The 25,544-nt window shown below is 58.9% G+C and carries 24 protein-coding genes; all 24 read right to left on the bottom strand.

Going from position 1 to position 25,544, the window contains the following annotated elements:
- Nucleotide 1: 1 nt before the first annotated feature.
- The 24 genes from fliE to rfbF all read right to left on the bottom strand — a co-directional run bounded on the left by fliE (nt 2) and on the right by rfbF (nt 25,358).
- Entirely contained in the window at nt 2–331 is a 330-nt protein-coding gene (gene fliE, locus PMI22_RS02655; protein WP_007948901.1) for a flagellar hook-basal body complex protein FliE, read from the bottom strand.
- Nucleotides 332–477: 146 nt separating this feature from the next.
- Nucleotides 478–1,863 (bottom strand): sigma-54-dependent transcriptional regulator, encoded by a 1,386-nt coding sequence (locus PMI22_RS02660; protein WP_033049752.1) that lies wholly within the window; start codon nt 1,861–1,863, stop codon nt 478–480.
- A 5-nt stretch (nt 1,864–1,868) separates the two neighbouring features.
- Nucleotides 1,869–3,092, bottom strand: coding sequence for a sensor histidine kinase (locus PMI22_RS02665; protein ID WP_007948899.1), 1,224 nt, complete (start codon nt 3,090–3,092; stop codon nt 1,869–1,871).
- Nucleotides 3,093–3,201: 109 nt separating this feature from the next.
- Nucleotides 3,202–4,677 (bottom strand): sigma-54 dependent transcriptional regulator, encoded by a 1,476-nt coding sequence (locus tag PMI22_RS02670; RefSeq protein WP_007948898.1) that lies wholly within the window; start codon nt 4,675–4,677, stop codon nt 3,202–3,204.
- Between the two features lie 174 nt (nt 4,678–4,851).
- Nucleotides 4,852–5,148: a hypothetical protein gene (locus PMI22_RS02675; RefSeq protein ID WP_007948897.1), complete on the bottom strand. Its 297-nt coding sequence runs from the start codon at nt 5,146–5,148 to the stop codon at nt 4,852–4,854.
- 10 nt (nt 5,149–5,158) lie between these two features.
- Complete coding sequence (gene fliS / locus PMI22_RS02680) at nt 5,159–5,554, bottom strand: flagellar export chaperone FliS (RefSeq protein WP_007948896.1); 396 nt, start codon at nt 5,552–5,554, stop codon at nt 5,159–5,161.
- 131 nt (nt 5,555–5,685) lie between these two features.
- Entirely contained in the window at nt 5,686–7,131 is a 1,446-nt protein-coding gene (gene fliD / locus PMI22_RS02685) for a flagellar filament capping protein FliD (RefSeq protein WP_007948895.1), read from the bottom strand.
- 83 nt (nt 7,132–7,214) lie between these two features.
- Nucleotides 7,215–7,571: a flagellar protein FlaG gene (locus tag PMI22_RS02690; RefSeq protein WP_007948894.1), complete on the bottom strand. Its 357-nt coding sequence runs from the start codon at nt 7,569–7,571 to the stop codon at nt 7,215–7,217.
- A gap of 71 nt (nt 7,572–7,642) precedes the next feature.
- The gene (locus PMI22_RS02695) at nt 7,643–8,494 is read right to left on the bottom strand and encodes a flagellin domain-containing protein (protein WP_007948893.1); all 852 of its coding nucleotides are present in this window, start codon (nt 8,492–8,494) and stop codon (nt 7,643–7,645) included.
- Nucleotides 8,495–8,740: 246 nt separating this feature from the next.
- Nucleotides 8,741–9,013 (bottom strand): hypothetical protein, encoded by a 273-nt coding sequence (locus tag PMI22_RS02700; RefSeq protein WP_007948892.1) that lies wholly within the window; start codon nt 9,011–9,013, stop codon nt 8,741–8,743.
- Nucleotides 9,010–10,302 carry a motility associated factor glycosyltransferase family protein gene (locus tag PMI22_RS02705; RefSeq protein ID WP_007948891.1) on the bottom strand — a complete coding sequence of 431 codons (1,293 nt, stop codon included), beginning with the start codon at nt 10,300–10,302 and terminating at the stop codon, nt 9,010–9,012. Before PMI22_RS02705 ends, PMI22_RS02700 begins: the two co-directional genes overlap by 4 nt.
- Before the next feature lie 78 nt (nt 10,303–10,380).
- On the bottom strand, nt 10,381–11,307 hold the full coding sequence (locus tag PMI22_RS02710; protein WP_007948890.1) for a ketoacyl-ACP synthase III: 927 nt from the start codon (nt 11,305–11,307) through the stop codon (nt 10,381–10,383).
- 227 nt (nt 11,308–11,534) lie between these two features.
- Entirely contained in the window at nt 11,535–12,587 is a 1,053-nt protein-coding gene (gene pseI / locus PMI22_RS02715) for a pseudaminic acid synthase (protein ID WP_007948889.1), read from the bottom strand.
- A complete protein-coding gene (pseG, locus tag PMI22_RS02720) occupies nt 12,580–14,085 on the bottom strand; it encodes a UDP-2,4-diacetamido-2,4,6-trideoxy-beta-L-altropyranose hydrolase (RefSeq protein WP_007948887.1) in 1,506 nt (501 codons plus the stop codon). The genes pseI and pseG overlap by 8 nt, the downstream gene beginning before the upstream one ends.
- A complete protein-coding gene (pseF, locus tag PMI22_RS02725; protein ID WP_033049751.1) occupies nt 14,082–14,777 on the bottom strand; it encodes a pseudaminic acid cytidylyltransferase in 696 nt (231 codons plus the stop codon). The genes pseG and pseF overlap by 4 nt, the downstream gene beginning before the upstream one ends.
- 37 nt (nt 14,778–14,814) lie before the next feature.
- Nucleotides 14,815–15,984: a UDP-4-amino-4,6-dideoxy-N-acetyl-beta-L-altrosamine transaminase gene (gene pseC / locus PMI22_RS02730; RefSeq protein WP_007948884.1), complete on the bottom strand. Its 1,170-nt coding sequence runs from the start codon at nt 15,982–15,984 to the stop codon at nt 14,815–14,817.
- Nucleotides 15,985–16,087: 103 nt separating this feature from the next.
- Nucleotides 16,088–19,018 (bottom strand): TIGR00180 family glycosyltransferase, encoded by a 2,931-nt coding sequence (locus PMI22_RS02735; RefSeq protein ID WP_007948883.1) that lies wholly within the window; start codon nt 19,016–19,018, stop codon nt 16,088–16,090.
- Nucleotides 19,019–19,071: 53 nt separating this feature from the next.
- Nucleotides 19,072–19,809, bottom strand: a complete 738-nt coding sequence (locus PMI22_RS02740) for a cephalosporin hydroxylase family protein (protein ID WP_007948882.1) — start codon at nt 19,807–19,809, stop codon at nt 19,072–19,074.
- A 17-nt stretch (nt 19,810–19,826) separates the two neighbouring features.
- Nucleotides 19,827–20,897, bottom strand: a complete 1,071-nt coding sequence (locus PMI22_RS02745; protein WP_007948881.1) for a class I SAM-dependent methyltransferase — start codon at nt 20,895–20,897, stop codon at nt 19,827–19,829.
- Entirely contained in the window at nt 20,887–21,744 is an 858-nt protein-coding gene (locus PMI22_RS02750) for an NAD-dependent epimerase/dehydratase family protein (RefSeq protein WP_007948880.1), read from the bottom strand. The genes PMI22_RS02745 and PMI22_RS02750 overlap by 11 nt, the downstream gene beginning before the upstream one ends.
- Complete coding sequence (locus PMI22_RS02755; protein WP_007948879.1) at nt 21,741–22,967, bottom strand: class I SAM-dependent methyltransferase; 1,227 nt, start codon at nt 22,965–22,967, stop codon at nt 21,741–21,743. Before PMI22_RS02755 ends, PMI22_RS02750 begins: the two co-directional genes overlap by 4 nt.
- Nucleotides 22,964–23,524, bottom strand: a complete 561-nt coding sequence (locus tag PMI22_RS02760; RefSeq protein ID WP_007948878.1) for a dTDP-4-dehydrorhamnose 3,5-epimerase family protein — start codon at nt 23,522–23,524, stop codon at nt 22,964–22,966. The genes PMI22_RS02755 and PMI22_RS02760 overlap by 4 nt, the downstream gene beginning before the upstream one ends.
- Nucleotides 23,521–24,603: a CDP-glucose 4,6-dehydratase gene (rfbG, locus tag PMI22_RS02765; protein WP_007948877.1), complete on the bottom strand. Its 1,083-nt coding sequence runs from the start codon at nt 24,601–24,603 to the stop codon at nt 23,521–23,523. Before rfbG ends, PMI22_RS02760 begins: the two co-directional genes overlap by 4 nt.
- Complete coding sequence (rfbF, locus tag PMI22_RS02770) at nt 24,585–25,358, bottom strand: glucose-1-phosphate cytidylyltransferase (protein ID WP_007948876.1); 774 nt, start codon at nt 25,356–25,358, stop codon at nt 24,585–24,587. Before rfbF ends, rfbG begins: the two co-directional genes overlap by 19 nt.
- Between the last annotated feature and the right edge of the window lie 186 nt (nt 25,359–25,544).

Genomic DNA, 25,544 nt, shown 5'->3' with positions numbered 1-25,544 from the left:
CTTAAACCGGCATCTGCATGATGTCTTGGTAAGCCTGAACCAGCTTGTTGCGCACTTGCGTCAACGCCTGGAAAGAGACACTGGCCTTCTGCGAGGAGATCATGACGTCCGTCAGGTCGACGCCGCTCTTGCCGATCTCGAAAGCACTGGCCAACTGAGTGGATGCCTGCTGAGTGTCGTTCACTTTATTGACGGCTTGACCGAGCATGTCGGAAAAGCTGCTGCCACCCAGTTCAGGGACTGCGGCAGTCGATTTAGGCGCAGACATGGCATCCATTTGCATGGAGCGCATATCCAGCATCAACCGATTAAATTCAATACCTTGGCTCATGATCTACTCTCGTTGGCGACCCGCAATTTTTTGACACTCACTCGGCGGGTAGTGAGGTGTTAGCAACAAGGGTGCCAGCTCCGTGATGGCTCTGAACAAAAGGCATTTGGAATCATCGCAAAACACTTGTGGGAGCGAGCCTGCTTTCAGGTGGCAAACAAATACGCTTCCACATCCATTCCGGCGTCACGCATCTGCGCCAGCTTGTAGCGCAACGTGCGCGGGCTGATACCCAGTCGCTCGGCAGCCTCCTTGCGACGACCACGCTCGGATCGCAAGGTATCGATAATCATCTGGAATTCGCGGCGCCGCAGGTCATCACCCAAAGCGCCAGTCGATTGCGCGTCAACTTCCACTGCTCGTACCGGCGCAGCTACCGATGCCGGAAGCGGCGCACACGCAACCGGCCCGGACAGGCAAAAATCCTGGGGCTGGATCACCCCTCCCTGCTGCAGGATCAAGGCCCGCTGAATGGCATTGTCCAGCTCACGCACATTGCCCGGCCATGGGTAACCGATCAGGCACGCCCTCGCCTCGGGCGACAGTCGTGCGTCTGCATGCTTCATTTTATTGACGTGTTTGGCCAACAGTCGCTCGGCCAGCGGCAGGATGTCGGCAGTGCGCTCGCGCAGTGGACACCAGGCCAGCGGAAACACCGACAGCCGATAGTAAAGGTCTTCACGAAAACGCCCCGCCGCCACTTCGCCGGCCAGATCGCGGTTGGTGGTGGCCACGACCCGAATGTCCAGCGTGATGGTTTTACGGGCACCCACCCGCTCGACTTCACGCTCCTGCAAAACGCGCAGCAACTTGGCCTGAAGGCCGAGGGGCATTTCGGAAATTTCGTCGAGCAGAATCGTGCCGCCGTCGGCTTGTTCGAACTTGCCGGCCTGCGCCGAAATGGCGCCCGTGAACGAACCTTTTTCGTGACCGAACAACGTGGCTTCAAGCATGTTGTCGGGGATCGCTGCGCAGTTGATCGCAATAAACGGCTGACTGGCGCGATGGGAATGCTGGTGAATGTAGCGCGCCAAGACTTCCTTGCCGGTACCGGATTCGCCCGAGATCAATACCGTGGAATCACTGCGCGCCACTCTCGCGGCCAAGTCCAGCAACTGCGCGCTGGCCGGTTCGAACGCGACAGGCCCATCGCCTTCGACCGTACCGAGATTGCCCAACGCGTGACGCGCCACCAAATCAAGCAATGCCTTGGGCTCGAATGGCTTGACCAGATAATCCGCCGCCCCTTGGCGCATTGCATCGACCGCCCGTTCGACGGCGCCATGGGCCGTCATCAGCAACACCGGCAATTGCGGTTGACGCGCGCGCAGCACTCCGAGCAACTGGTGCCCGTCCATGCCCGGCATATTGACGTCACTGATTACCAGACTGAACGCCTCGACCGCCACCGCCGCCAACGCATCTTCTGCCGAACCGACCGCCTTGAAATCGTGCCCCGCCAGCATCAGCGTATCGGCCAATGCTTCGCGTAGCGCGCGGTCATCCTCGACCAGTAAAACCTTGATGGCCATGCCTTTCATTCCGCTTCCTGGGCACTGGGCTTTTCAGCCGAAAAAAGCGGCAGAGTCACCTGTGCACACGTGCCGCGACCTGGTCGCGAGCGCAGCTGCAATTCTCCCTGATGCGCACGCGCCACCGCCTTGACCACGGTCAGACCCAGGCCGGTTCCTGTGGTCTTGGTGGTGAAAAACGGCTCACCCAGACGCGCCAGCACATGGCTGTCGATGCCACTGCCGCTGTCGCTGACGCACACGCGCAGGGTGTTTTCACGGGTGTAAAAGTGAACCTTCAACCGGACATCGCCGGCACTCGCCTGAATCGCATTCTCGACCAGATTGAGGATCGCCCCGATCAACGTGTCGCGATTACACAGCAACTCGCCAGCGTGACTGTCGCACTGCCAACGGACGGGCAGCTCTTGAACATGCGTCAGTGCCGCCGCCTGCAGTGATTGCATCAGCTGTTTGGGCGTGAGGCGGTCGGTCAGCGGCAGCTCGCCGCGAGCGAACACCAGCATGTCGCGAACCTGATGCTCCAGCTCATGCAAGCGCTCTTTCAGGCGACCGGCAAAACGCTGCTGCGTCGCGACCGGCAGCTCTTGCTCAGTCAAGTGACTGGCGTAAAGCAAAGCGGCTGATAACGGTGTGCGAATTTGATGAGCCAGCGAGGCAACCATTCGACCGAGGGAAGACAAGCGCTCGTGACGGGCCAGTTGATCTTGCAGGTGACGGGTTTCAGTCAGGTCGGTCAGCAGCACCAACTGCCCCGGCTCAGCGTCCAGCGAACGAGTGGCGATCGACAGACGCCGACCGTCCCTGAGTGAGACTTCGTGGCCGTCGTCTTTGCGAGGTGCAAAGCAACGGGCGATGACCTGGCGCCAGAGCTCACCTTCCAGCGGCAGGCCGAGCAATTCGCACGCCGCCGGGTTGGCTTCGCGCACAATGCCTTGGGCATCAATAACGATGACGCCGCCGGGCAATAGATCCAGGAGATTTTGCAGACGATTGGCCAGGCGCTCTTTTTCCGCCAGCTCTTGCATGCGCTGAGCACTGACTACCGCCAACTCGCCCTTGAGCTCAGTGACCCGGGCTTCAAGCAGGCTGTAGGAGTCGGTCAATTGACTCGACATCTGATTGAACAGCGCAAACGCCTGTTCAAGGCCAAGCCGGCTTGCCTGCTCTACGGACGAAGGCTGTCCCGAAGCGTCAGGGACAGGAGACAACTGGGCGGCTTGGGGCATTGTGCTCTCTCGCTTGGCTGACCGTCAGTTAAACGGAACGTTGCGAGGACTTAGCAATACCCGTGCCTAAAAAAAACCGCCCAAAAATGAAGGACTTGAAAAACAGGCGTCAATCATCTGCCTGTTCATCACCGTCGCGACGGCTCATGCCGTATTTGCGCATTTTTTCCACCAGCGTGGTGCGACGAATCCGCAGGCGTTCAGCAGCGCGCGCCACAATGCCATTGGCATCATCGAGCGCCTGCTGAATCAGGCCCTGCTCCAGACCACCAAGGTAGTCCTTCAGATCCAGGCCTTCCGGGGGCAGCATGGCAGTGGTGGTGAAGTCCGTGGAATGACCATTGATGGCCACCCGCTCTTCAAGATCACTGCGCAGGCTGTCGACCAACTGCTCATCTTCGTCATCGACGTAGCGGAATTTCTTCGGTAACTCGACCACACCGATCACCCCGTACGGGTGCATGATCGCCATGCGCTCCACCAGGTTGGCGAGTTCGCGAACGTTGCCCGGCCAACCGTGACGGCACAGCGACATGATCGCGGCGGAGTTGAAACGGATCGAACCGCGTTTCTCATGCTCCATGCGCGAGATCAACTCGTTCATCAGCAACGGGATGTCTTCGACACGTTCACGCAGGGGTGCCATCTCGATCGGGAACACGTTCAGGCGATAATACAAGTCTTCGCGGAACGTGCCGATCTCGATCATGCTTTCGAGATTCTTGTGGGTCGCGGCAATGATGCGCACGTCGACGCTTTGGGTCTTGTTGCTGCCCACGCGCTCGAAGGTGCGCTCCTGAAGGACACGCAGCAACTTGACCTGCATCGGCAGCGGCATGTCACCGATTTCATCAAGAAACAGGGTGCCGCCGTTGGCCAGCTCGAAACGCCCGGCACGGCTGGTGATCGCCCCGGTGAAGGCGCCCTTCTCGTGGCCGAACAATTCGCTTTCCAGCAACTCGGCCGGGATCGCCCCGCAGTTGACCGGAACGAACGGCGCGTCACGACGCTTGGAGTGATAGTGCAAGTTGCGCGCAACCACTTCCTTGCCAGTGCCGGACTCGCCCAGGATCAGCACGCTGGCGTCAGTGTCGGCCACCTGCTGCATCATTTGACGGACGTGTTGAATCGCCCGGCTGGTGCCGACGAGGCTGCGGAACAGATTGGGCTCACGGTGGCGACCGCGCTCGCGGGCCTGGTCGTACATCTCGCGATAAACCTGGGCACGGTGCAGGGAGTCGAGCAACTTGCTGTAGCTGGGCGGCATTTCGAGAGTCGACAGCACTCGACGACGCTGGTCTTCAGGCAAGTCAACGGAAGAATTATCGCCCATCAACAAAACCGGAAGGAACTCATCCCAGGTAGCGAGTGTCTTTAACAAGCCCGTAAGTGCGCCAGGAGCATTGACCGTCCCGATGAGGACACAGATCACTTCACGACTTGATGACAAAGAGCCGACAGCCTGCTGCCAGTCATGGCTACCACAGGGTAAATTTTCTTCACCGAGAAAATTTAAAATCACCGCCAAATCGCGGCGGCGGACGCTATCGTCATCAATCAGCAGAATTTTGGTTTCACGCCACATGCAATAGCAACTTCCCTAGTCAACTCAATGCCCAAAAATAATGGGGCAAGCTAGACGCTTGCAGGCACTTTATGCCCGCAGAGGCCTGAAATCTGGAACCAGCCACTAGTTAAGTCAAAAAACCGTGCACAGTCAAATTTATGGCGCACTATCATTGGATTAACTGAGGATTAATTAACCGAACAGATGGTAAACCTTTGCCGCGTTCTGTGCTTGATGGATCTGCGACATCTCATCAACTATCGCTTGCCTCGCCCCCGTTGCGGCTTCCAGAAGCTGCTTGTACACCCCCAGCAACCCCTCCAGATTGTCGCGCAACGCGGCCTCGTCCACCGACGCTTCACTCAAGACATCTTCCATGCAGGAACGGCACGCCAGGTCCAACTCGCCGATGGCCTCCCAGTTGCGTTCGGCCAATGCACCGACCAACGCTTCACGGGTGTGTTCGATTCGCTGCAATACAAGACTCATGGTGACCCCCTTAAAATTGCGGACCCGGCGCGGCAATGCCATCCCAGCCGTCTTTTACGGTGCGAAGCAAGTCGGAGACTTCGTCAAGAATCACTGGATCGGTCTTGATGTTCGCCTCTGCCAGACGCTTCATCATGTAGATATAGAGATTATCCAGTCTCTCTACTTCTTGCGCCTTGTTCTCAAGGTCCAGACCTTCGCGCAAACCGCCAATAATGCCAATGGCCTTGCCGATCAGAACACCCTTGTTCGGAATATCTTTACGCTCCATGGCGCCTTTGGCCTGGGCGATACGATCCAGCCCACCTTCCATCAGCATCTGTACCAAGCGGTACGGACTGGCTTCGGAGACTTGAGCTTGCGCTCCAACTTTCTGATATTGCCGAAGGGCCATCATCGGATTCATGTTCTTACCTCATCACAACTCTAGGGCTCGCCTAACCAATATATCGTCATAGAGTCAAAAAACTTTAAAACAGAAGACAAAAACCCGGCGCGTTTAAAATCGCAGCCGGGTTTTTGTCATGGGCTCATCGATTAGCTTTTGGAGGCCTGTGCATTCAAGCTATCGAAGAACGAGGTGATGTTAGTCGCCGTCGCTTTCATCTGCCCGACCAGCAGATCCATGGCGTTGTACTTGGCTGTCAGCGTCGCTGTCAGTGTGGTCACGCGCAAGTCCAATGCCACCTGCTGAGTGCTCAGATCGCTTTTCTGCTTGTTCAGACTGGTGGTGCGCTGATCAAGAATGCCACCGGTCTGGGAGTAGGGTTTGATTGCCGCGCTCATCCGGGCCAAAAGGCCATTCGTGCTGTTCGTACCGGTAAAAAGCGTTTGAACCTGACCACCCAGCGACTTGTTGGTCATTGCCGTAGTGAATTTTGCAGAGTCAAAGTTCAACGTGCCGGCTTTCTGATCGGTGGTGATACCTAACTGCGCCAGCACCGACAACTGCCCACCTGGGCCTGGGGTGGTCAACTCCTTGCGGATATCGGCAAGCAACGAACGCGGCATGGAGTCACCGGTCATTGCAGCGGAAACGGTTAGCTTGCCATCAGCATCGGGAGTGGCCTGAGTCAGCGAGCTGATCGTTTTCACCAACGTGTTGTAGGCATCGACAAAGGCTTGTATCGAAGTCTGCAACCCCGTCGTGTTGGTCGCCACGGTCACCGTCGAAGTGCCCGCTGCCACCAGGGTCATGCTCAAGCCGCTCACTGACGAGTTGATGGTGTTGGTTTTGCTGGTCACTGCCAGACCATCGATTGTCAGGCTCGCATCAGTAGCCAGCGCTCCAATGGTACCGGCGCTGTTCGGATCAGGCAGAGTTGCCCCCGGGTTCGCAGGATCAGGAATAGTCCCCATCAACTGCTTGCCGTCGATGGCAAGACCGGCAATGCCACTGACAACAAGATCCGAGCCGCTGCCGGTCGTGGTCGACCCGATCACCAGACGCGAACCATTGCTGTCTGTGACAATGTTGGCCGAAATGCCTTGGGCATTGAGCGTTGAGTTGATCGCGTCACGAGTGGACTGCAAGGTCGCACCGGTCGGTATCGCAACGCTATAGGCAGTGCCATTTTGACTGATGCTCAAAGTCCCAGTCGGAATGGCACTGGTCGCCCCACCTGCAAAGGAAGCGCTGGCAACTTTGGAACCCGTAGCCAGGTTGTTGACCTTAATGGTGTAAGTACCGTTTACGGCGGTGTTGTCAGAGGTCGCCGTCAGGATTGACGTTGCCGACGAAGTGGCCGCAAAACCGCTGAACGCAGGGCTAGTTGCGCTACTGAGCTTGGTCATGGCGGTCTGATAGGCAGCCAGAGCACTTTTGAGTGTGCCCACACCAGAAATTTTCGATGTAGTGAGCTTGGTCTGGGTCGTGATCTGGGTCTGCTTGGCCGATTTATCGCTGTTGACCAACGCTGTGACGATCGAGTTGATATCGATGCCGGACCCAAGGCCCAAACCTGGTGTAATTGGACTTGCCATGTACATCTCCCTTTATGTCTGCCGCCGGTCTTTTGACCGATTACGCCGTCACTTCAACGCACAACCACGATTCATGCCAGCAGTCAGGCTTTGGCGTGAAACAACACGTTGCTCGCCGTCGCCAAACTCTCCGCCAGCGTCAGGGCTTCTTCGGAAGGGATTTGTCGCACCACTTCACCGGACTCCGTAGCAATCACCTTCACCACCACTTTGCCGGAAGTCTCATCTATCGAGAATTCTAGATTGCGCTTGATCGACTGAACAAATTTCTCGATCTCCTGCACGGCCAGTTTCAGCTTGGTCGAATCCGAGTCTTTACTTTCTGCCACCGCTTGAACGGTATCGCTTGCGCGGCGGGGAACGCCAGCCGGTTGAGCGCCAACTGCGCTCGCAGGCTGAGCGGCCAGATATGACAAGTTCAGCTTTACGCTCACGTCCATTTCCATCACCTCCTAAAGCAAAAAGCGAGAGAGCACGACCAGCGCACTCCCCCGCCAAAACTCATCCGAAATTACTGAAGCAGTTTCAGTACAGCGGAAGGCAACTGGTTGGCTTGAGCCAGAACAGCGGTGGAAGCTTGTTGCAGAGTTTGCTGTTTGGTCAGGTTGGCAGTTTCAGAAGCGAAGTCAGTGTCTTGTACGCGACCCAGTGCAGCGGTGGCGTTTTCGTTGACGTTCTGCAGGTTGGAGATGGTGCTGGCCAGACGGTTTTGCGAAGCACCCAGGTTGGCACGAGTGGCGTTCACGGTGTTCAGAGCGGTGTCGATCGCGGTGATTGCAGCGTCGATGTTCGTGAAAGCGGTAGCACTGGTAGCACCAGTCAGAGCAACGGCACCGGTGCCAACGTTCAAGCTGGAGGCGGCGAAGCTGCTGCTCAGGACCAGGGAAATCTGGTTAGCGGCGCCGGTGTTGGAACCGACTTGCAGGACCATGGTGCCAGCAGAACCGTCCAGCAGGTTTTTGCCGTTCAGGTTGGTGCTCTGAGCAATACGAGTCAGCTCATCGGACAACTGAGCGAATTCGGCGTTGGTTGCAGTACGGTCAGCGGTGATGTTGGTACCGTTACGTGCCTGAACAGCCAGTTCACGCATACGCTGCAGAATGTTGGTGGTCTCCTGCATCGCGCCTTCAGCGGTCTGAGCCATCGAGATACCGTCGTTGGCGTTTTTGATGGCTACGGTCTGACCACGAATCTGGCTGGTCATACGGGTAGCGATCTGCAGGCCGGCGGCGTCGTCTTTAGCGCTGTTGATTTTCAGACCGGAAGACAGACGAGTCATGGAGGTAGACAGCGCGTCAGTTGCCTTGCCCAGTTGCTTTTGAACAGACAGGGATGCAACGTTGGTGTTTACGCCTAATGGCATGGTGAATTCCTCGTTGGTTGGGTACTGGCTTCCGGCCCTGGCAACCGCCGGGTATGGCCTAGAGAACCTTCGTAATTGTTATCGTCGCGATTGCAGGTTGCTTGAGGGCTTTTTTGAAAAAAAATGCCATCACACTGCCACCCCCTACGAAAACAAAGGCTTGCATAACACCAACGAGAGAAAAATGACGTCAGAAAACTGCTCGCAACACGAACGAATAAATCGTGCTGGCCAGCAGATGGCCGCTTAGCGATGAGACTGATCCGCTTCCAGCAAATCGATCAACTCATACTCCATCGAATCCGCCAGCCCCAGCCAGTCCTGTGCTTCTTGAGCAGCGAACATCGACAGGAGCAATTGCGCCCACTGCTGCTGGATCGCTTGAGGCGTCTGACTAAACAGCGCTTGGGATTTTTCGAAGATATCGACCATATTTAGCGCCGCCTCAACATCCCGCCCAAGACGAAACAGTCCGGCGCATTGACGGCAATCGATGACACATTGTGCAAACTCGCTCACCGCACGAACTCCTGATTGAATGTCGTACCCACAATCATCGCGCCGGCTCGACTGCTGTTAAAAAAACGCACCTGTGGATGCCCGGCAATGTAGCGCTCCAGCTCACACAGATAACTGCGAAAATTCAGCTGCGTGCGCACGCGCTGGTTGTTCCCGTCGATTACCCAATGCCTGGCCTGGTTCACCCCTGGCCCGAGGTCGCCGTCGCCCCAGCCGGCATGTGTTTTGTTCATGGGAAACGCAAAGTCGGCACCGAACAGCGTTATCCGGTCCGCGCCCAACTTCACAGCCAGATCCACCGCCGGATGGATCACACTGCCACCGACATACAGTTCAGCCTTGCTGATTTGCTGGCGCATAGCGGCATAGACCGGGCTGGCGGAATACCCGACGTAACGAGGTCCCTGCCAGGCCGCCAGGACCTGAGGGTCACTCAAGGGCAGATAGACCAGAGGGATATCGCCAGTGTCCTCGGGCGGTAAATGCCTGAAACTGATGCGCTGATCGATACTAACCACCAGGTCGGGCTTAATGCCATGCTCGCGCAAGGGTCGATAAGCAGTATCGACGCAGATGAACAAGGGTCTCGGTTCCTGTGTGCGCACAGTCCGAAGTTGCTCGAAATGCTGTTCCAGGGTAGGCCCCGTGGCAATCACATACACTTCCCGCCCCGGACATGTCGCAAACAACTCGGCGACATCGGCGTCGTGGCGGACAAGCTCAACACTCTCTTCCAGCCGCTGGATGATTTGCGGGCACTGCGGATCGAACTCGCGATTATTGAAAGCAAGGTGCACTTCACTGATCAGCCGGTCGCGGATTTTGGCATTGAAGTCATCAGCCAACAGCATCTCGGAGGGCAATGCAAAAAACGGGAAGTGGATGTCCGGCGAATCACCGGCGTACCTCAATTCGACCCGTGGGTCGCTTAGCCAGTGACGCTGATCGAGTAACTGCAGCGTCAACAGGAAAATAGCTCCGTTGAGGATATGCACGTACACACGCTGAAGATCGGTGCCTTCTAGCAAGACGCACTGCAAGTCCCCCAACCCTGTGCCATAGACATGCACGATTGGACTGGCCGATGGCAGGCTGGCGGCCTGCAGTTGCGCTTCACGCGTGCGGTCGTGCCGACTGGTAATCTGAATGCCGGCAATGCTCAGGGTCGACCCCAAACCTTCCACCAGTTCAACTTGCTCTTGCAGGCTGCCTTCGGTCATCAACCGCGCAAACAGCGCCGGCCAGCGTCGCTCTATCACCTGAGCATTGTGGTCAAAGCTGTCGCTCATATCGCCTCGCTCACCCTATAAAAAAATAGCGCTCAAGATTACACCCTGAGCGCTATTTTTTATGCCACAAAGTTCCGGTCAGGGGCGATAGAGAATCGCCGAACCCCACGACAATCCAACGCCGAAACCACTCAGCGCAACACGCCTCCAGCTGGAATCCAGAACGTGTTTTTCCAGCAGCAACGGAATGCTCGACGACACGGTATTACCGGTCTCGACCATGTCCTTGATGAACTTCTCCGGGTCGCCTTCGAAGCGACGTGCCACGGCATCGACAATCGCCGCGCTGCCCTGGTGGATGCAGAAGGCATCGATGTCGTCAGCCGTCAGCTGCGAATCGGCCAGCAGCTCATGCAAATGCGCCGGGACTTTGAGCAATGCAAAGTTGAACACCTGACGACCGTTCATGAAGAACACGCCATCGGTCACCTTCAGGTGCGGCGCACCGGAACCGTCGGTGCCGAACTTGGCTTTGCCCAACTGCCAGGGTGCGTTTTCACCCATCCAGGTCGCCGTGGCGGCATCGCCGAACAGCATGGTGGTGTTGCGGTCTTCCGGGTCGACGATCTTGGAGTACGGATCGGCAGTAATCAGCAGGCCATTCTTCAGGCCGGCGGCTTCCATGAAGCCCTTGATCGCGTAGATCCCATAGACGTAGCCAGAGCAACCCAGGGAAATATCGAACGCCGCCACGGTGGTTGGCAGGCCGAGTTTGTCCTGAACGATGGCAGCGGTGTGTGGCAGGCCTTCTTCGTCACCGTTTTGGGTGACCACGATCAGCACGTCGATGGCTTCACGTTTCAGATCAGGGTTGTTGGCGAACAGCGCGTTAGCGGCTTCGACACACAGGTCCGACGTTTCCTGCCCGGCGCCTTTGCGCGGCAGGAAGGCCGAGCCGATTTTGCCGAGGATGAATTCTTCATCCTTTTCGAATTTTGCACCTTGTGCGTAATTGTCTATGCCGGCTACAGGAACGTAGCTCGCAATGCTTTTTATGCCAATCATTACGGCTTCCCAATAATAAACAGCCCAATACCACCGCTCGCAATGATTCGAGGGGCGCCGACAAACAAAGAAAAACGTCGCCTTTAGCGACGACGGCGGGAAGAATAAAAGGCTATCACTGGACCAGAAACAGGCCGGGCGCCACCTTCCCGATTAATACAATACAGTGAAGATGCGCGTTATGACTCGCAGGTCACTCTATTTTGCCGAATCAACCCGATAAGGTGTTACTCGACCAGCGACCAATCCAGAGGGGTTCCACGCACGATGGCGTGGCGGGCATGGCGGCCCAGAAGGGTTTCAGCGTGTTTGGGGGCCAACCCGAGGCCCGGACGAATGGCGCGCAGATTGGCCGGGGTAAAAGGTTCACCGGCGGCCATGTCCTGGGTGACATAGAGCGAGCGACGGTACACCAGCGATTTGCGCTCGGCGTCAGTGACCCCGTAATGCACCTGGCCCATTGCCTGCCAGGCCCGTTCTGTTTCGATCACCAGGCTTTCGAGCTCGGCCGGTTCCAGTGAGAAGCTGGCGTCTACGCCACCCGCGGCACGGTCGAGGGTGAAATGCTTCTCCACGACCGTAGCCCCCAGCGCCACCGCCGCCACGGAAACCCCGACACCCATGGAGTGATCGGACAAACCAACCTGGCAACCAAACAATTCGCGCAGATGGGGAATCGTGCGCACGTTGCTGTTGGCCGGAGTCGCGGGATAAGTGCTGGTGCACTTGAGCAGCACCAGGTCCTGGCAACCGGCCTCACGGGCGGCGCGTACGGTTTCATCGAGTTCGGCAATGCTGGCCATGCCGGTGGAGATAATCAATGGCTTGCCCGTGGCGGCAACCCGGCGAATCAGCGGCAGGTCAGTGTTCTCGAAACTGGCGATTTTGTAGGCTGGCACGTCGAGGCTTTCGAGGAAGTCGACGGCGGTGTCATCAAACGGCGTGGAAAAAGCCAGCATCCCCAGTTCTTTGGCCCGGGCGAAAATCGGCGCATGCCATTCCCACGGTGTATGGGCCTTCTCGTACAACGCGTACAACGACGTTCCAGCCCACAGGCTGTTGGGATCCTTGATGAAGAACGCGCCTTCGGACAGGTCCAGGGTCATGGTGTCAGCGGTGTAGGTTTGCAATTTCAAGGCATGAGCGCCGGCCTTGGCCGCCGCTTCGACGATCCGCAGTGCCATGTCCAGGGACTGATTATGGTTGCCACTCATCTCGGCGATGATGAAGGGCGGCGCGTCAGCACCGATCAAGCAGTTGCCGATCTTGAAACTAGTCATTGCGGTGATCCTTCAATACGCGCGTGAACGCGCAGGCACTCTGGGTGAAACCGGCTTCGCGAAAGACCTTCAGCGACGGCTGGTTCGTCGGTAGCACCTGAGCGGTAATGGCCGTCAGTTGTGGCCAGTGGGCGGATACGAACGCCTCGCCCCGAGCCAGCAGCGCCCTGCCCCAGCCCAGACCGAAACGGCCTTCAAACAGATAAATCGACACTTCGGCTTCAAAGCCGCGCAGGTCATAACGCACCACACCCACCGGACCGTCATCCGCCTCGGCGATCAACAGCAAGCGATAGTCATTACTCAAGCTGGCGGTCAGCCAGTTTTGATGGGCGGGCCAGTCAATGACGCGGGTCTCCAGCGACCAGCGTCGTACGGCCTCGGCGTTGCGTCCCTCGTACAACAATTGCGCATCGGCCTGGGTCGCCGGGCGCATGTGTAAAACGGCACCGGCCAATGCGGCGGCCACGCGCTGCGCGCCTCGGCCATCGACCAATTGCCGAGAGCGTTCGGCAAGACCCTGGCGCAAGCCCTGATTGTCCGAGACAAAACCCACGGCCTGGCGCAGTTGCTCAACGCTGACCTGCTCACGAGGCCCCAGATAGACATGCGCTCCCGCCGTCGCCATCACTTCGCCATTGGCCTGCTGATTATTCGCCACCGCAATGCAAATCGTCGGCAACCCCAGGGCCGCCCGCTCCCAACTGGTGCCGCCGCCAGCACCGACAAACAGATCGGCCTGGGTCATCAACCGATAGAAGTCGCTGACAAAACTGTGCAAGCGCCAGTTCGCACGAGTCGCCGCCAGCGCCTGCATCTGCTCCCAGGCCGGGTTATCGGCACCGGCAACAAAATCGACCTCCAGGTGATGGAAATCCTTCAGCGCCAACATCGCGTGGTGGGTCTGCATCGCGGCATCGAAGCCACCGAAGTTCACCAGCACCCGCTTGGCCTGCGGCCTGATCTCGATGGCCGGGCAGCAGAACTCATCTCGCAACATCGCAAAACGCGGGCCGAGCAAGGTCTGGCAGTCCGGCGGCAGCAACGAGGTGTAAGCCTCAGGCGTACCGGACAGGTTCTGATTGAGCAGCAAATCAACGTTGTAGGTACGCGTCGCGAGGTCATCCACCGCAGCGATCCGGGGTGCCCAGCGCCGGGCTGCGCTCTGCCAGTGATGGTCGAGGCCATAGTGGTCGACGATGATCCAGTCGAACGCCGGCTGGTGTTCCAGCGCCTGTGCCAACGCGTCTATATCCGCTTGCCACGGCAGCATCGACTCGATGGCTTGTTGCGGGTCTTCATCGGCATAACGAGCCGGCAGCGCAAACGTTTCGAAGCCTTCGCTCGCCAGGACATCCAGTCGATGTCCCGGCAGCAGGCGACAGGCAAACGCCACGTGCGAACCCTGCTTGCGTAAAATCCTGGCCAGTGGCAACAAGCGTGCGATATGGCCGCTGCCAATGGTCGGCGAAGCGTCGGAACGAATCAGCACTCTCATTGCAATTCACCACCGGCTTTCAACGCAGCGTACAAATATTCAGCGCGCGTCCAGTCTTCGAGGGTGTCGATGTCCTGCACCAGATGCCGGGGCAGGATCACCGGCAGGCTCACTGGGGAAAACAGTACATCCCCGCGCAACCAGGCCTCGCTACGCCCCCAATAGAACTGGCCGGCGTCCTGAAACGCTTCGGCCAGATCCTGTGAACGGGTGTTGCGAAATTCCGGGTAAAGCGAGGTCAAGGCACCCTCTTCGTCGACGGTCAATGCGCGCTGAACCGGGAAGCCGAAACCGGCCACCGAAAACGCGAACGACTTGTCCGGATGGCGCTCCAGCACCTCCAGTCCTTCACGCAGATACCGCGCCTGCAACAGCGGCGCGGTGGCGTAGATGCAGCAGGCATAATCGAACGCCGGCAGTTCGCGCAAGGCATGAACCATCACCGCCGCCGTGCCGGTGAAATCATCCGCCAACGATGCCGGACGCATGAACGGCACATGAGCGCCGTGTTGGCACGCGACCTCGGCGATTTCGTCATCGTCGGTGCTGACGATCACTTGATCGAACAGCGCCGAATCCAGCGCCGTACGAATCGAGCGAACGATCATCGGCACGCCGTCGAACGGCTTGAGGTTCTTGCGGGGTATGCGCTTGCTGCCGCCACGCGCAGGAATGATGGCGACGCTGCTCACAGCCCACATTCCGACACGCGAGGATAAATCATGCTGTTCAACCCAGAATTCGCCTCAAATGCGCCACCACTTCCTCTTGCTCTGCGTCCGTCAGGTCGGGATACAGCGGCAAGCTGATGGCCTCGGAAAAATAACGTTCGGCCTGAGGAAAGTCGCCGTCCTTGAAACCTTGCTCACGATAATACGGCTGCAAATGCACCGGAATATAGTGCAGGTTCACGCCCAGCCCGGCCGCTCTCAGCGCTTCGAACACCTGAGTCTGGTTGAGCGTGATCTGTGACAACTGCAACCGGACCACAAACAGGTGCCAGGCAGACTCGGCACCGGGCTGAGCCACCGGCAATGTCACCGCGATACCAGCCAGCAGTGTTTCATAGCGCGCGGCCAATTGACGACGCTTGGCGACAAACGTATCCAGGCGCGCCATTTGCGACAACCCCAGCGCCGCGTGTAGATCGGTCATGCGGTAGTTGAAGCCCAGCTCCAGCTGTTGGTAGTACCACAACCCCGTCTCCGGCACGTTCATCTGCGCCGGATCACCGGTAATGCCATGACTGCGCAGACGCCGCAAACGCTCGGCGAACTCCGGGCGATTGGTCAGTACCATGCCACCTTCGGCAGTGGTAATGATCTTGACCGGGTGAAAGCTGAAAATCGTCATGTCGGCGTATTGGCCACAACCGACCGGCCGCCCCAGATACGAGGCGCCCACTGCGTGCGAAGCGTCCTCGATCAGCGTAAAGCCGTAGCGCTCGGACAACGCCGAGATGGCTCGCATGTCGCAACTCTGCCCGGCGAACGCCACCGCTACCACCACTTTAGGCAATTTGCCCGCGGCTTCGGCCATTTCGAGTTTCTCTGCCAGCAACCGTGCGTCCATGTTGAGCGTTCGCGGATCGATGTCGACAAAGTCGACCTCGGCACCACAGTAACGACCGCAGTTGGCCGACGCGACGAAGGTGTTGGGACTGGTCCAGAGCCAGTCTCCCGGCCCGAGCCCGGCGACCAGACAGGCAATGTGCAGCGCCGCCGTGGCGTTGCACACGGCGATGGCGTACTCGGCCTGACAGTGGTTGGCCAAGGCTTTTTCGAAGCGCTCAATCGTCGGCCCCTGAGTCAGCCAGGGCGAGTTGAGCACTTCCATGACCGCGTCAATATCGGTCTGATCAATGTTTTGCCGACCGTAAGGAATCCGGTAGGGCATCATGGCCGAGACTCGACACAACGCCCAACCAGCGAGCACGCATGAGCGTCCTTGAACATCATTTTGCCGTTGTACATGTGATGAGTCCTTTTGCCGATCAGGCAACTTAAGCCAGCAACCGCGCCCAATCCACGCTGGACGCGTTGCCAAGGGTGAAACCCTTGCCGGTCAGGGCGAGGTTCTTGTTGTACGCCAGATCGTGCTGGAATGGCCCGGGCCATTTATCACGCAAGGCCTGAAGGGCCTGGGGTGCTTCTGGCATGGTGCCGGGGTGAATGACCTGAACCTGTGGCGTCCACACCACCAGATATCCCGCTTGACCGACCTTCAGGCACAGATCCACATCGCTGAAGGCATCGGCGAATACGCCTTCGTCCAGCCCGCCCAAGTCGTCGAACAATGCTTTGCGGATCATCAGGCACACGGCCGATACGGCTGAGTAGTTTTGTTCCAGCACCAAACGATTAAGGTAGCCCTTGGCATCTTTCGGCTCACCGACAAAGGCCGAACCGACGCCGTCGTTCATGCCCAGAATCAGCCCGGCCTGGGTGACGTTGCCGTCACGGTCCTGCAGTTTGGCACCGACAACGCCGACTTCCGGGCGCTGGCCCTGGTTGAGCAGGGATTCGAGCCAGTTCGGGTTAACCACTTCACTGTCTGCCGCCAACAGCACCAGGTATTCACCCTGGGCCTGTTGGCTGGCTTCGTTGTACAAGGCCGACGCGCTGAGGCGTTCGGGTACCCGCAGAACGCGGACCCTGTCGCCCGGCTGCCCCAGCCCGTCCAGCCACTGCAGGATATCGGCGGACAGGCTCGCGTTATCGGCGATCAGCACTTCGTAACGGGTGTAGCGGGTGCGTTGCACAATGGCGGTCACGCAACGTTGCAACTGCGCCAGATTGTCCTGGCTCGGCACGATGATCGACACCAGCGGACGCTCAGTGTGACGGTAGTCGATGCGGTAAGTACCCGGCTCGTCCGAAGTGACTTGCGCCTTGTAGCCACGGGTTGCGAGATGACGGATCAACGTCTGTCGCTCGTGGGCATTTTCCTCCAGCACGGGTGCAGGGGCGATCAGCAGCGGTTCGTCCAGATGAGCCAGCCAGGCCAGGCCGCCCTGTTCAATGATGCGCAGCAACAGGTCGAACTCGAGCGCCTTGCTGAAGTCAGCTTGATAACCGCCCGCCTCCAGCAATACGTCCTTGCGGACCAGCCAGTGCCGGGCCATCAATGCGGGCAGGCTTTGCAACAAATCGAAGTTGAAGCCGGGACGGAACACGTCAACCAGTGCACCATAGGCATCGCGATGAATCTCGTCTGCAGCCACCGCTCGGCAGTCGGGCGCGGCGTGCAACTCCAGACCGGCGCGCAACAGACCGCCGACGGTGAACTCATCACCGGCGTTGGTCAGCATCAACCAGTCGCATGCCGATTGACGCGCGACCTGATTGAGTTTGTCGGCATAGTTTGCCTGGGTCACGCGAACAAAGTGCAGGGTGTTATGCACCGTCGTCGCCACCGACGGCTCGCCCGTGGTAAATACCGCGATTCTGAAGGCATGACTGTGACCTTCCAGCAGGCTATCGAGGGTGATCTGTAGCTTGGCCGCGTCGTTGTCGAGATCCAAAATCAGAATGCCAAATTGCGGGCCTCCGTTATGTTCTGCCAGGTGACGCGAAGTCGCGGCGAGTTCGTCGGCGTCCGGCGTGCGCGCTGCCAACCACTTGAGCAGGCGTCCGGAGCGCATGGCTCCGAACACCTCTTCATGACCTAGAGTCGATACTGCGTCCAGGCGCTCGCCCCATGCGAACATGTTCCGCGCCTCGTCGGCTGCATCCAGAAGTTCCATCTGCTGCGCCAGACGCTTGACCACTTTTCGGTTGAATGGGTTGCTGTCAAATGCGCGCCACAGCCGATCGATGACGCTTTCGGCGGTGTCGTTGTTGCGTGGCCGCATCTTGTCTTCCTGGCCCGCCCAAATTCCTTCGAGCCTTTGAAGCTGAAGGCGGCCGGCGGGCATGGCATGCAACAGGAACTCATACTGACTCAGCAAATCAAAAAACGACTGGTTGTAGAATGGCAATTCAACGTACTGCAAGGGCCCGAAGCGGCGATCCGGCCCCTCCTGTACGTTGGTCCAGCGCGACTCGATAATCGGTTCGGCGGTCAACGAGCAACCGGAGCGCAGGCACTCTGCCATGGCCTCAAAACTGTCCAGAGCCAGCTGCCTGCCCTGCGCCGGCTCCAGTCCGGTTTGCGCACTTGGTAATGTAGAAAGCAACTCGGCAAATTCCTCACGCTCCGCCACCGATTTGGCATCGCGGGCGCTGACGGTGATATAGACCTCTGTCTTGTGCTCCGAAGCCAAGTAATTGGCTTCACGCACAACGTAAGGAATGGGCAGCATTCGCGCCTTGGACCTTGCCAGCATGTAATACGCATGGCCGATTTCCTGCCATTCGAAACTGGTGTCCTCCGGCATGACCGCGTACCAGTCGCGCAACAACTCGACACGGTGGACGGCATAGAACGGGGGAATGTACTGCTGCATGAAGTCGATGACCCGGTCCTGAGCACGCTCGGACGAATAGTCTTCACAGACCTTCTTGTCCCGACGGTAGTAACTCACGCTGTTCGCCAACGCCAGGTACATCAGGCAGTAGCCGTGGCACATGCCGTAATCCGGGTTCGACTCCAGGAACGAAACTGAAGCCTGGATCGCGTCATGCACTATGAAGTCATCATCGGCGGCGAACACCATGTACGGCGTGGAGACCTGTTGCACGCCGTAGTCAAGCTTGGCCCGCAGGCCCTGATAGCCGAACTGCGGTACATGCCGATAGTCGACCGAAGGGAACACGCCATCGATGCCATCGGTGACCTGGGAGGAAGAGTCCAGCAGCACAATCCTGCAAGGCAAGGCGCTGTAAAACTTGACTGCCCGGCGCACAAAGGCCGGACGGTTATGGGTGACCAGCACCACCGTCAACAACTCGTTCAGTGGTAATCCGCTTTCAGTACCGTACTTGCCTTGCATTTTCTTCCCCACTACCGGCTAACGCCCGATGAACTCAACAATGATGTTGTTGCTTAACGAACGCGACGCAGGTAGCCGTCCGGCGCCACGGTGATCAGCAGCTTGTTCTGCAACTGACGGTCGATTTCGAAGTCAGCGTTTTCTTCCAGGTATTTCCATACGGCGGTCTTCGGGTTGTCGCCCGGGCCCCATGGACGATCCGGGAAGAAATCGGCCGGCATGTCCTCAACCACGGTGTCCATGACCACGCAGTAGCTGTCCACCGACACCAGTGGTGCGTACAGGCGCAGCTCTTCGAGCACGTGATCGTGGGTGTGGTTGGAATCGAGAACCAGGATGACTTTCTTGCCTTCGGCGGCAGCGCGCACTTGCGCAGCAATGCCCGCGTCGATGCTCGAACCTTCAATCATTTTGATGCGCTTGCTCATCGGGTGGCTTTCGATGGCTTCGCGGTTGTGCGGGCGAATGTCGAGGTCGATGCCCAGCACTTCACCGTGGCCTTGCAACTCCAGCAAGGAGGCGTAGTAGATGATCGAGCCGCCGTGGGCGATGCCGCATTCGATCACCAGGTCTGGTTTGACCTGCCAGATGATTTCCTGCATCGCCATCATGTCTTGCGGCAGCTGAATGATCGGACGGCCCATCCACGAGAAGTGGTAGCTGTACTTGTGCTTGGCCGACTGATTGAAGAAATCCTGGGCCAGGCCGGTGAGTTTCTGGTCGTCGCCCTGAGCTGCGATTTGTTCTGCACATTCGGCTTCGAAGGCTTTATTGATGGTGTTGTCAGTCATTTTTCTAATCTCAATAGTCACTGGAACGAAGCGCTGTCGACGGCGTGATAGACGTAGCGTCCATCGGTCATCCGCTTGATTTCTTCGAGGTAGTTGGAATTCATCACGAACAGGTTGGCGCCTTCGGGCAGTGCGTCCATGGCCTCTTGCGGCGAGGAAACACGCACGCCACTGAGCGGCAGATACCGGCCCTGTTTGGCCGGGTTGATATCCACCACGCGGTCTACCGCCACACAGGCCCGTTGCAGGAACAGCGAATAGATCACGCCTTTGGACGACGCTCCCCAGATCGCAGAACCTTGCTCGGGTGCGTCCTGGATAATCTGCACCGCACGCGCAAGGCTCGCGGTGAAACCTTCAGGCAGGTCCAGGCGTGGCACCGGGTGTTCCGGGGTCAGGCGCAAGGTCGCAAGGTCTGCAACGATGTACAGGTACTGGCCGCCGAACAGGTGGCCGGCCTCGTGAACGGTGCCGAACATCCGGCGCAGGTCATCGAGACGGAAATAATTGACGTGCTCGTAGAACAGATCGAACCAGGCACGGTGTTCGAGGATCCAGTCGAAGCACGGCACTTCGATGTAGATCTGCCCGCCCTGATTGGCGTCCGCGATCTCGGCGAGGAAGCTCACCGGATCCTGAATGTGTTCCAGCACATGGCGCAGCACGATGGCATCCGCAGCAAGACCGAGGCCGCGAGTGAACGGCGCCTTGATCACGTCGGCGTTGTCGCCTTCATAGGCCGGGTCGATGCCGGTGATGGCGTAGCCCAGGCCCTTGAGCAGTTCGAGAAAGTAGCCCTTGCCGCAGCCGACTTCGATCAGCTCCTGGCCCTTGAAGTGACGGGCAATGATGCCCTCGACATCACCCAGGTGCCTCTGGAACTGACCGGAATGCGCCTGCTCGTTCTGGTAGTCGGCGTCATAGCTAAGCTTGTTGGCATCGAAAGCCTGGTTGAAGATCAACCCGCTCTTTTCATCCTGCACCAGGACCATGTCGGCACACGCCGAAGCCCTGGCTGATGCGGCATCGGCAAAGGTGCGGTTTTGCAACACCGGCAGGCCGGCGGCCCGATACAACTCATGCCTCATGCTCTGCTCCCAATAGCTGTTGCAAACGATCCGCCACGCCCCAGAACGCCATTGGCTCGTGAGTCGGGTATGGGTAATGACCGAGGTTCAAATGGATCGACGCGCCGCGCTCACGCAGGCGCTGCTCGACCAGCGCCCGCACCGAAACCGGCTGGCCACTGGAACAATTGATCACGCCATCGAATTCGCGCTGTTGCACGATTGTTGCGAGGTAACCGGCCGCCGTTTCAATCGCCAGGTAATCACGCAACTGCTCGCCGGCCGACATGTTGAAGTTGTCATCGCCGGCATCGATTGCCCGGTCCAGTGCCGCCAGCAAACTGTTCGGGTTTTGCCCCTCGCCGTGCAGGTAAAACAACCGCGCCCATTGCAGGGTGAAGGGTTGAACCCGCTGCAGATTTTGCAGAAACAGACGCAGCGTGTTTTTTGCCAACCCGTAGGGATTGCTCGGCTGCGGCGCTGTTTGCTCGCTGAGCGGACCGCTCTGCAGGCCGTATTCGAAACAGGTACCGGTCACCAGGACTTGCGAGACGCCCGCCTCGACCGCGCCCTTGATGAACCGGTAATTAGCCATCAGGTTGTGCTCGAAGTGAAACAATGCCTGATAGTTCGGCAACCCTGGCCAAGCCAGATGCACCAGCGCGTCGACACCATCGGTCAGTGCCGCGATATTCAAATCGTCAGCGTGAATATCCGCAGCAATGAACTCCACCGCATTGATCCACGGCAAATTCGCGGCGGTCTCGGCATTACGCGCCACGGCCCGGACTTCGCAACCACGGGCAAGCAACGCTTCAACCAAATGACGGCCGACAAACCCGGTGGCACCGGTCACGAGGACTTTCACAGGATGGTCAACTCAGGCACGGCGATCACGAAACGGCCATCCCACTGACGCACCTGAGCCAATTGCTGACTGACTTCGTGCAGCAGGTTCCATGGCAGCACCAAGACGTAATCGGGCTGCTCAATGTCGATCTGCGCCGGCGACATAATCGGAATGCGGCTGCCCGGCAGGTACTTGCCCTGCTTGTGCGGGTTGGCATCGGCTACCCAGGCCAGCAGGTCCGGTTTGACCCCGGCGTAATTGAGCAAGGTATTGCCCTTGGCAGCAGCACCGTAGCCGACCACGCGCTTGCCATCGGCCTTGGCCTGCAACAGGAAGCGCAACAATTCGTGCTTGATGCGTTCAGCGGCGGGCGCGAGGGTCGCGTAGTACTCGGCGGTTTTCACCCCGGCGGCGAGTTCGGCTTGCAGTTGTTGTGCAACCGCTGGCTGCACGTCGCGACGCACGCCATCGGCACGCTGGACGAAAACCCGCAGCGAACCGCCATGGGTCGGCAGCTGACTGACATCGAATACGTGCAGCCCATTGCGCTCGCACAAGGTTTGCACGGCGGTCAGCGACAAGTAGGAATAGTGTTCGTGATAGAGCGTGTCGAACTGCTGGCCGGCCATCAGCGTCAGCAGTTGTGGAAACTCGAACGTCGCCACGCCAGTCGGTTTGAGCAAGGTTGCAAAACCGCCGAGAAAATCATTGATGTCGGGTACGTGGGCCAACACGTTGTTGGCGGCCATCAGGTCCGCCGACCAGCCTTCGCTGACCAGTTGCGCTGCAGTGTCGCGACCGAAGAACAGTTCGCGAATCTCCAGGCCTTTGTCCCGCGCCGCCTGTGCGGTGCTGCGAGTCGGCTCGACGCCCAGGCACGGGATACCGCGCCCGGCGACGTACTGCAACAGGTAACCGTCGTTGGCGGCAATTTCCACCACTCGGCTGTCCGTCGTCAGACCGAAGCGCTCGGTCATCTCGGCGACATAGCGTTCGGCGTGGGCCAGCCAGGTGCTGGAGAACGAACTGAAGTAGGCGTACTCGGCGTCGAACAAGCTGTCGGCTCGGGTGTAATCCTCGGTTTGCACTAGCCAGCACTGCTGACACACCGCCACCTTGAGCGGCACCCATTGCTCGGCTTGCTCCAGCTGATCGGCGCGCACGTAAGCGTTCGACGGCGGCGAGGTGCCGAGGTCGATCAGTGGCAAGTCCAGAGAAGTCCCGCAACCACGGCAGTTCATACACGCACTCCAGCGAAGTGTTGATCGAGCAAGGGATGGCTGGAATCGCGCACCGACAGATTATTGACAGGCAACGGCCAGGCAATCGCCAGCCGTGGATCGTTCACGCTCAACCCACCCTCGTGCGCAGGCGTGTAATCGGCACTGTGCAGGTAGAGCAATTCGGCATCGTCCGTCAGGGTCTGGAAGCCATGGGCGAAACCGGCCGGGATCAGCAGGCTGCGACCATCACCGGCGCGCAGATGCTCGGCGTGCCAGTGCAGGAAGGTCTCGGAATCCGGGCGCAAATCCACCGCCACATCCCAGACTTCGCCGCGCAGGCAGGTGATCAACTTGGCTTCCGGTGCACTTGCAGTTTGATAATGCAGGCCACGCACACTGCCCCGCTCACGGGTGCAGGAATGATTGATCTGACGGATATGAAATGGCTGACCGAACGCGCTCAGGCTGCCTTCGCAGAACAGCCGGGCGAAGTGTCCGCGCTCATCCTCGAAGCGTTTGTGCTGCACGCTGAACAGGCCGGCCAACGGTAATGGCTTTAACAGAAACTCACTCACAGCGCGCCTCGGTATTGGTTCAACTGGCCCAACGTGAAGGCGCGCATGTCGTCGCCATTTTGCCAGGCCAGGTGCCAGTCCAGTGTCTGGGTCAGGCACTGCTGCAACGACCAGCGCGGTTGCCAGGCCAACAATTGACGGGCGCGGCTGCTGTCCAGGCGCAACAGCCCTGCCTCATGCAACTCACTCGGTTCAATGCGCAAGCCACGGGCTTGCGGCCAGCGGTTGGCGAGCAATTCAACGACTTCGCCGACGCTGCACATGTCCGCTTCACTCGGGCCGAAATTCCACGCACCGGCAAACTTCGGACCTTGTTCATACAGGCCGGCCGCCAGTTGCAGGTAACCGGCTAGCGGCTCCAGCGCGTGTTGCCAGGGGCGCACGGCTTGTGGGTAGCGCAGGGTCACCGGTTCGTCGGCGGACCAGGCCTTGAGCACATCGGGAATCAAACGTTCAGGGGCAAAATCACCGCCGCCCAGCACATTGCCGGCGCGGGCCGTGGCCAGGGCCAGCCCGTGTTCGGCGTACTTTTCAGCCGGGAAGAACGACGCCGCGTAAGACTGCGCCAGCAACTCGCAGCAGGCTTTGCTGCTGCTGTAGGGATCGTGACCACCGAGGGCTTCGTTTTCGCGGTACGGCCACAGCCATTCCTGATTGGCGTAGACCTTGTCGGTGGTCACCAGCACGCAGGCGCGCACGCCACCGACCTGACGGATCGCTTCAAGCAGATTGAGGGTGCCCATGACGTTGCTGGAGTAAGTCCCCAGCGGGTCGCGATACCCTTCACGCACCAACGGCTGGGCCGCGAGGTGCAGGACGATTTCCGGTTGGGTCTCGGCGATCAATTCCAGCAGCGCGCCCAGATCACGCAGATCGCCGCGCTGATCGTTGATGCCTTCGTGAACCTGCGCCAATTCGAACAGGCTCGGCTCGGTGGACGGGTCCAGCGAAAACCCGCTGACCTCGGCACCGAGGCTCTGCAGCCACAACGTCAACCAACTGCCCTTGAAGCCGGTATGGCCGGTCAGCAGAACCCGCTTGCCGCGCCAGAACGCAGGGCTCAGTCCCATTGCTTCCATGGGGCCTCCCCACTCTGCCACAGGTGCTCAAGGTGGTTTTTGTCACGCAGGGTGTCCATCGGGTGCCAGAAGCCGTCGTGCTGGAACGCTTGTAACTGTTGCTCTTTGGCCAGTGCGGCCAAAGGCTCGGCTTCCCAGGAAGTCTGGTCGTCGGCAATGTATGGCAGCACTTTGGGCGACAGCACGAAGAAGCCGCCATTGATCCAGCCACCGTCACCGCGTGGCTTCTCAACGAACCCTTTGACGCTGTCACCGTCGCGCTCCAGAGCACCATAACGTCCGGGTGGCTGCACGGCAGTCACGGTCGCGAGCTTGCCGTGGGTCAGGTGGAAGTCCACCAGGGCGCCAATGTTCAGGTCCGAAACACCGTCGCCGTAGGTGAAGCAGAACGCCCGCTCGCCTTCGACATAACGCGCGGCACGACGCAGGCGGCCACCGGTCATGGTGTCTTCACCGGTGTCAATCAGGGTCACGCGCCACGGCTCGCTGTAGTTCTGGTGAACGTCCATGCGGTTGTTGGACATGTCGAATGTGACGTCGGAGGTGTGCAGGAAGTAGTTGGCGAAGAAGTCCTTGATTGCGTAGCCCTTGTAGCCAAGGCAAATCACGAAGTCGTGAATCCCGTGGGCGGAATATTGCTTCATGATGTGCCAGAGAATTGGCTTGCCACCGATCTCGATCATTGGCTTGGGTTTGAGGTGTGACTCTTCGCTGATACGCGTGCCCAGACCACCCGCCAGAATAACTGCCTTCATCTTTTCCCCTCTTGTTCGTCACAGGGCCAGCCCAAGCCTGAAAAGGCTTTGCGACCATCTGGATAAATCGCATGCGGCGGCCCCCATCAGCGTCTGAGGGCGTCGCACATGCTAGATTTATGGCGATTTTCAGGGGACTTGCAGGAAACGCGCCAGCTCGAACGGCGGCGCCGTGGCAGCCGCCGA

The organism is Pseudomonas sp. GM21, assembly GCF_000282215.1.
Classification (GTDB): Bacteria; Pseudomonadota; Gammaproteobacteria; order Pseudomonadales; family Pseudomonadaceae; genus Aquipseudomonas.
The sequence above is the reverse complement of the archived record's forward strand: the minus strand, read 5'-3'. Positions and strand labels throughout refer to the sequence as shown.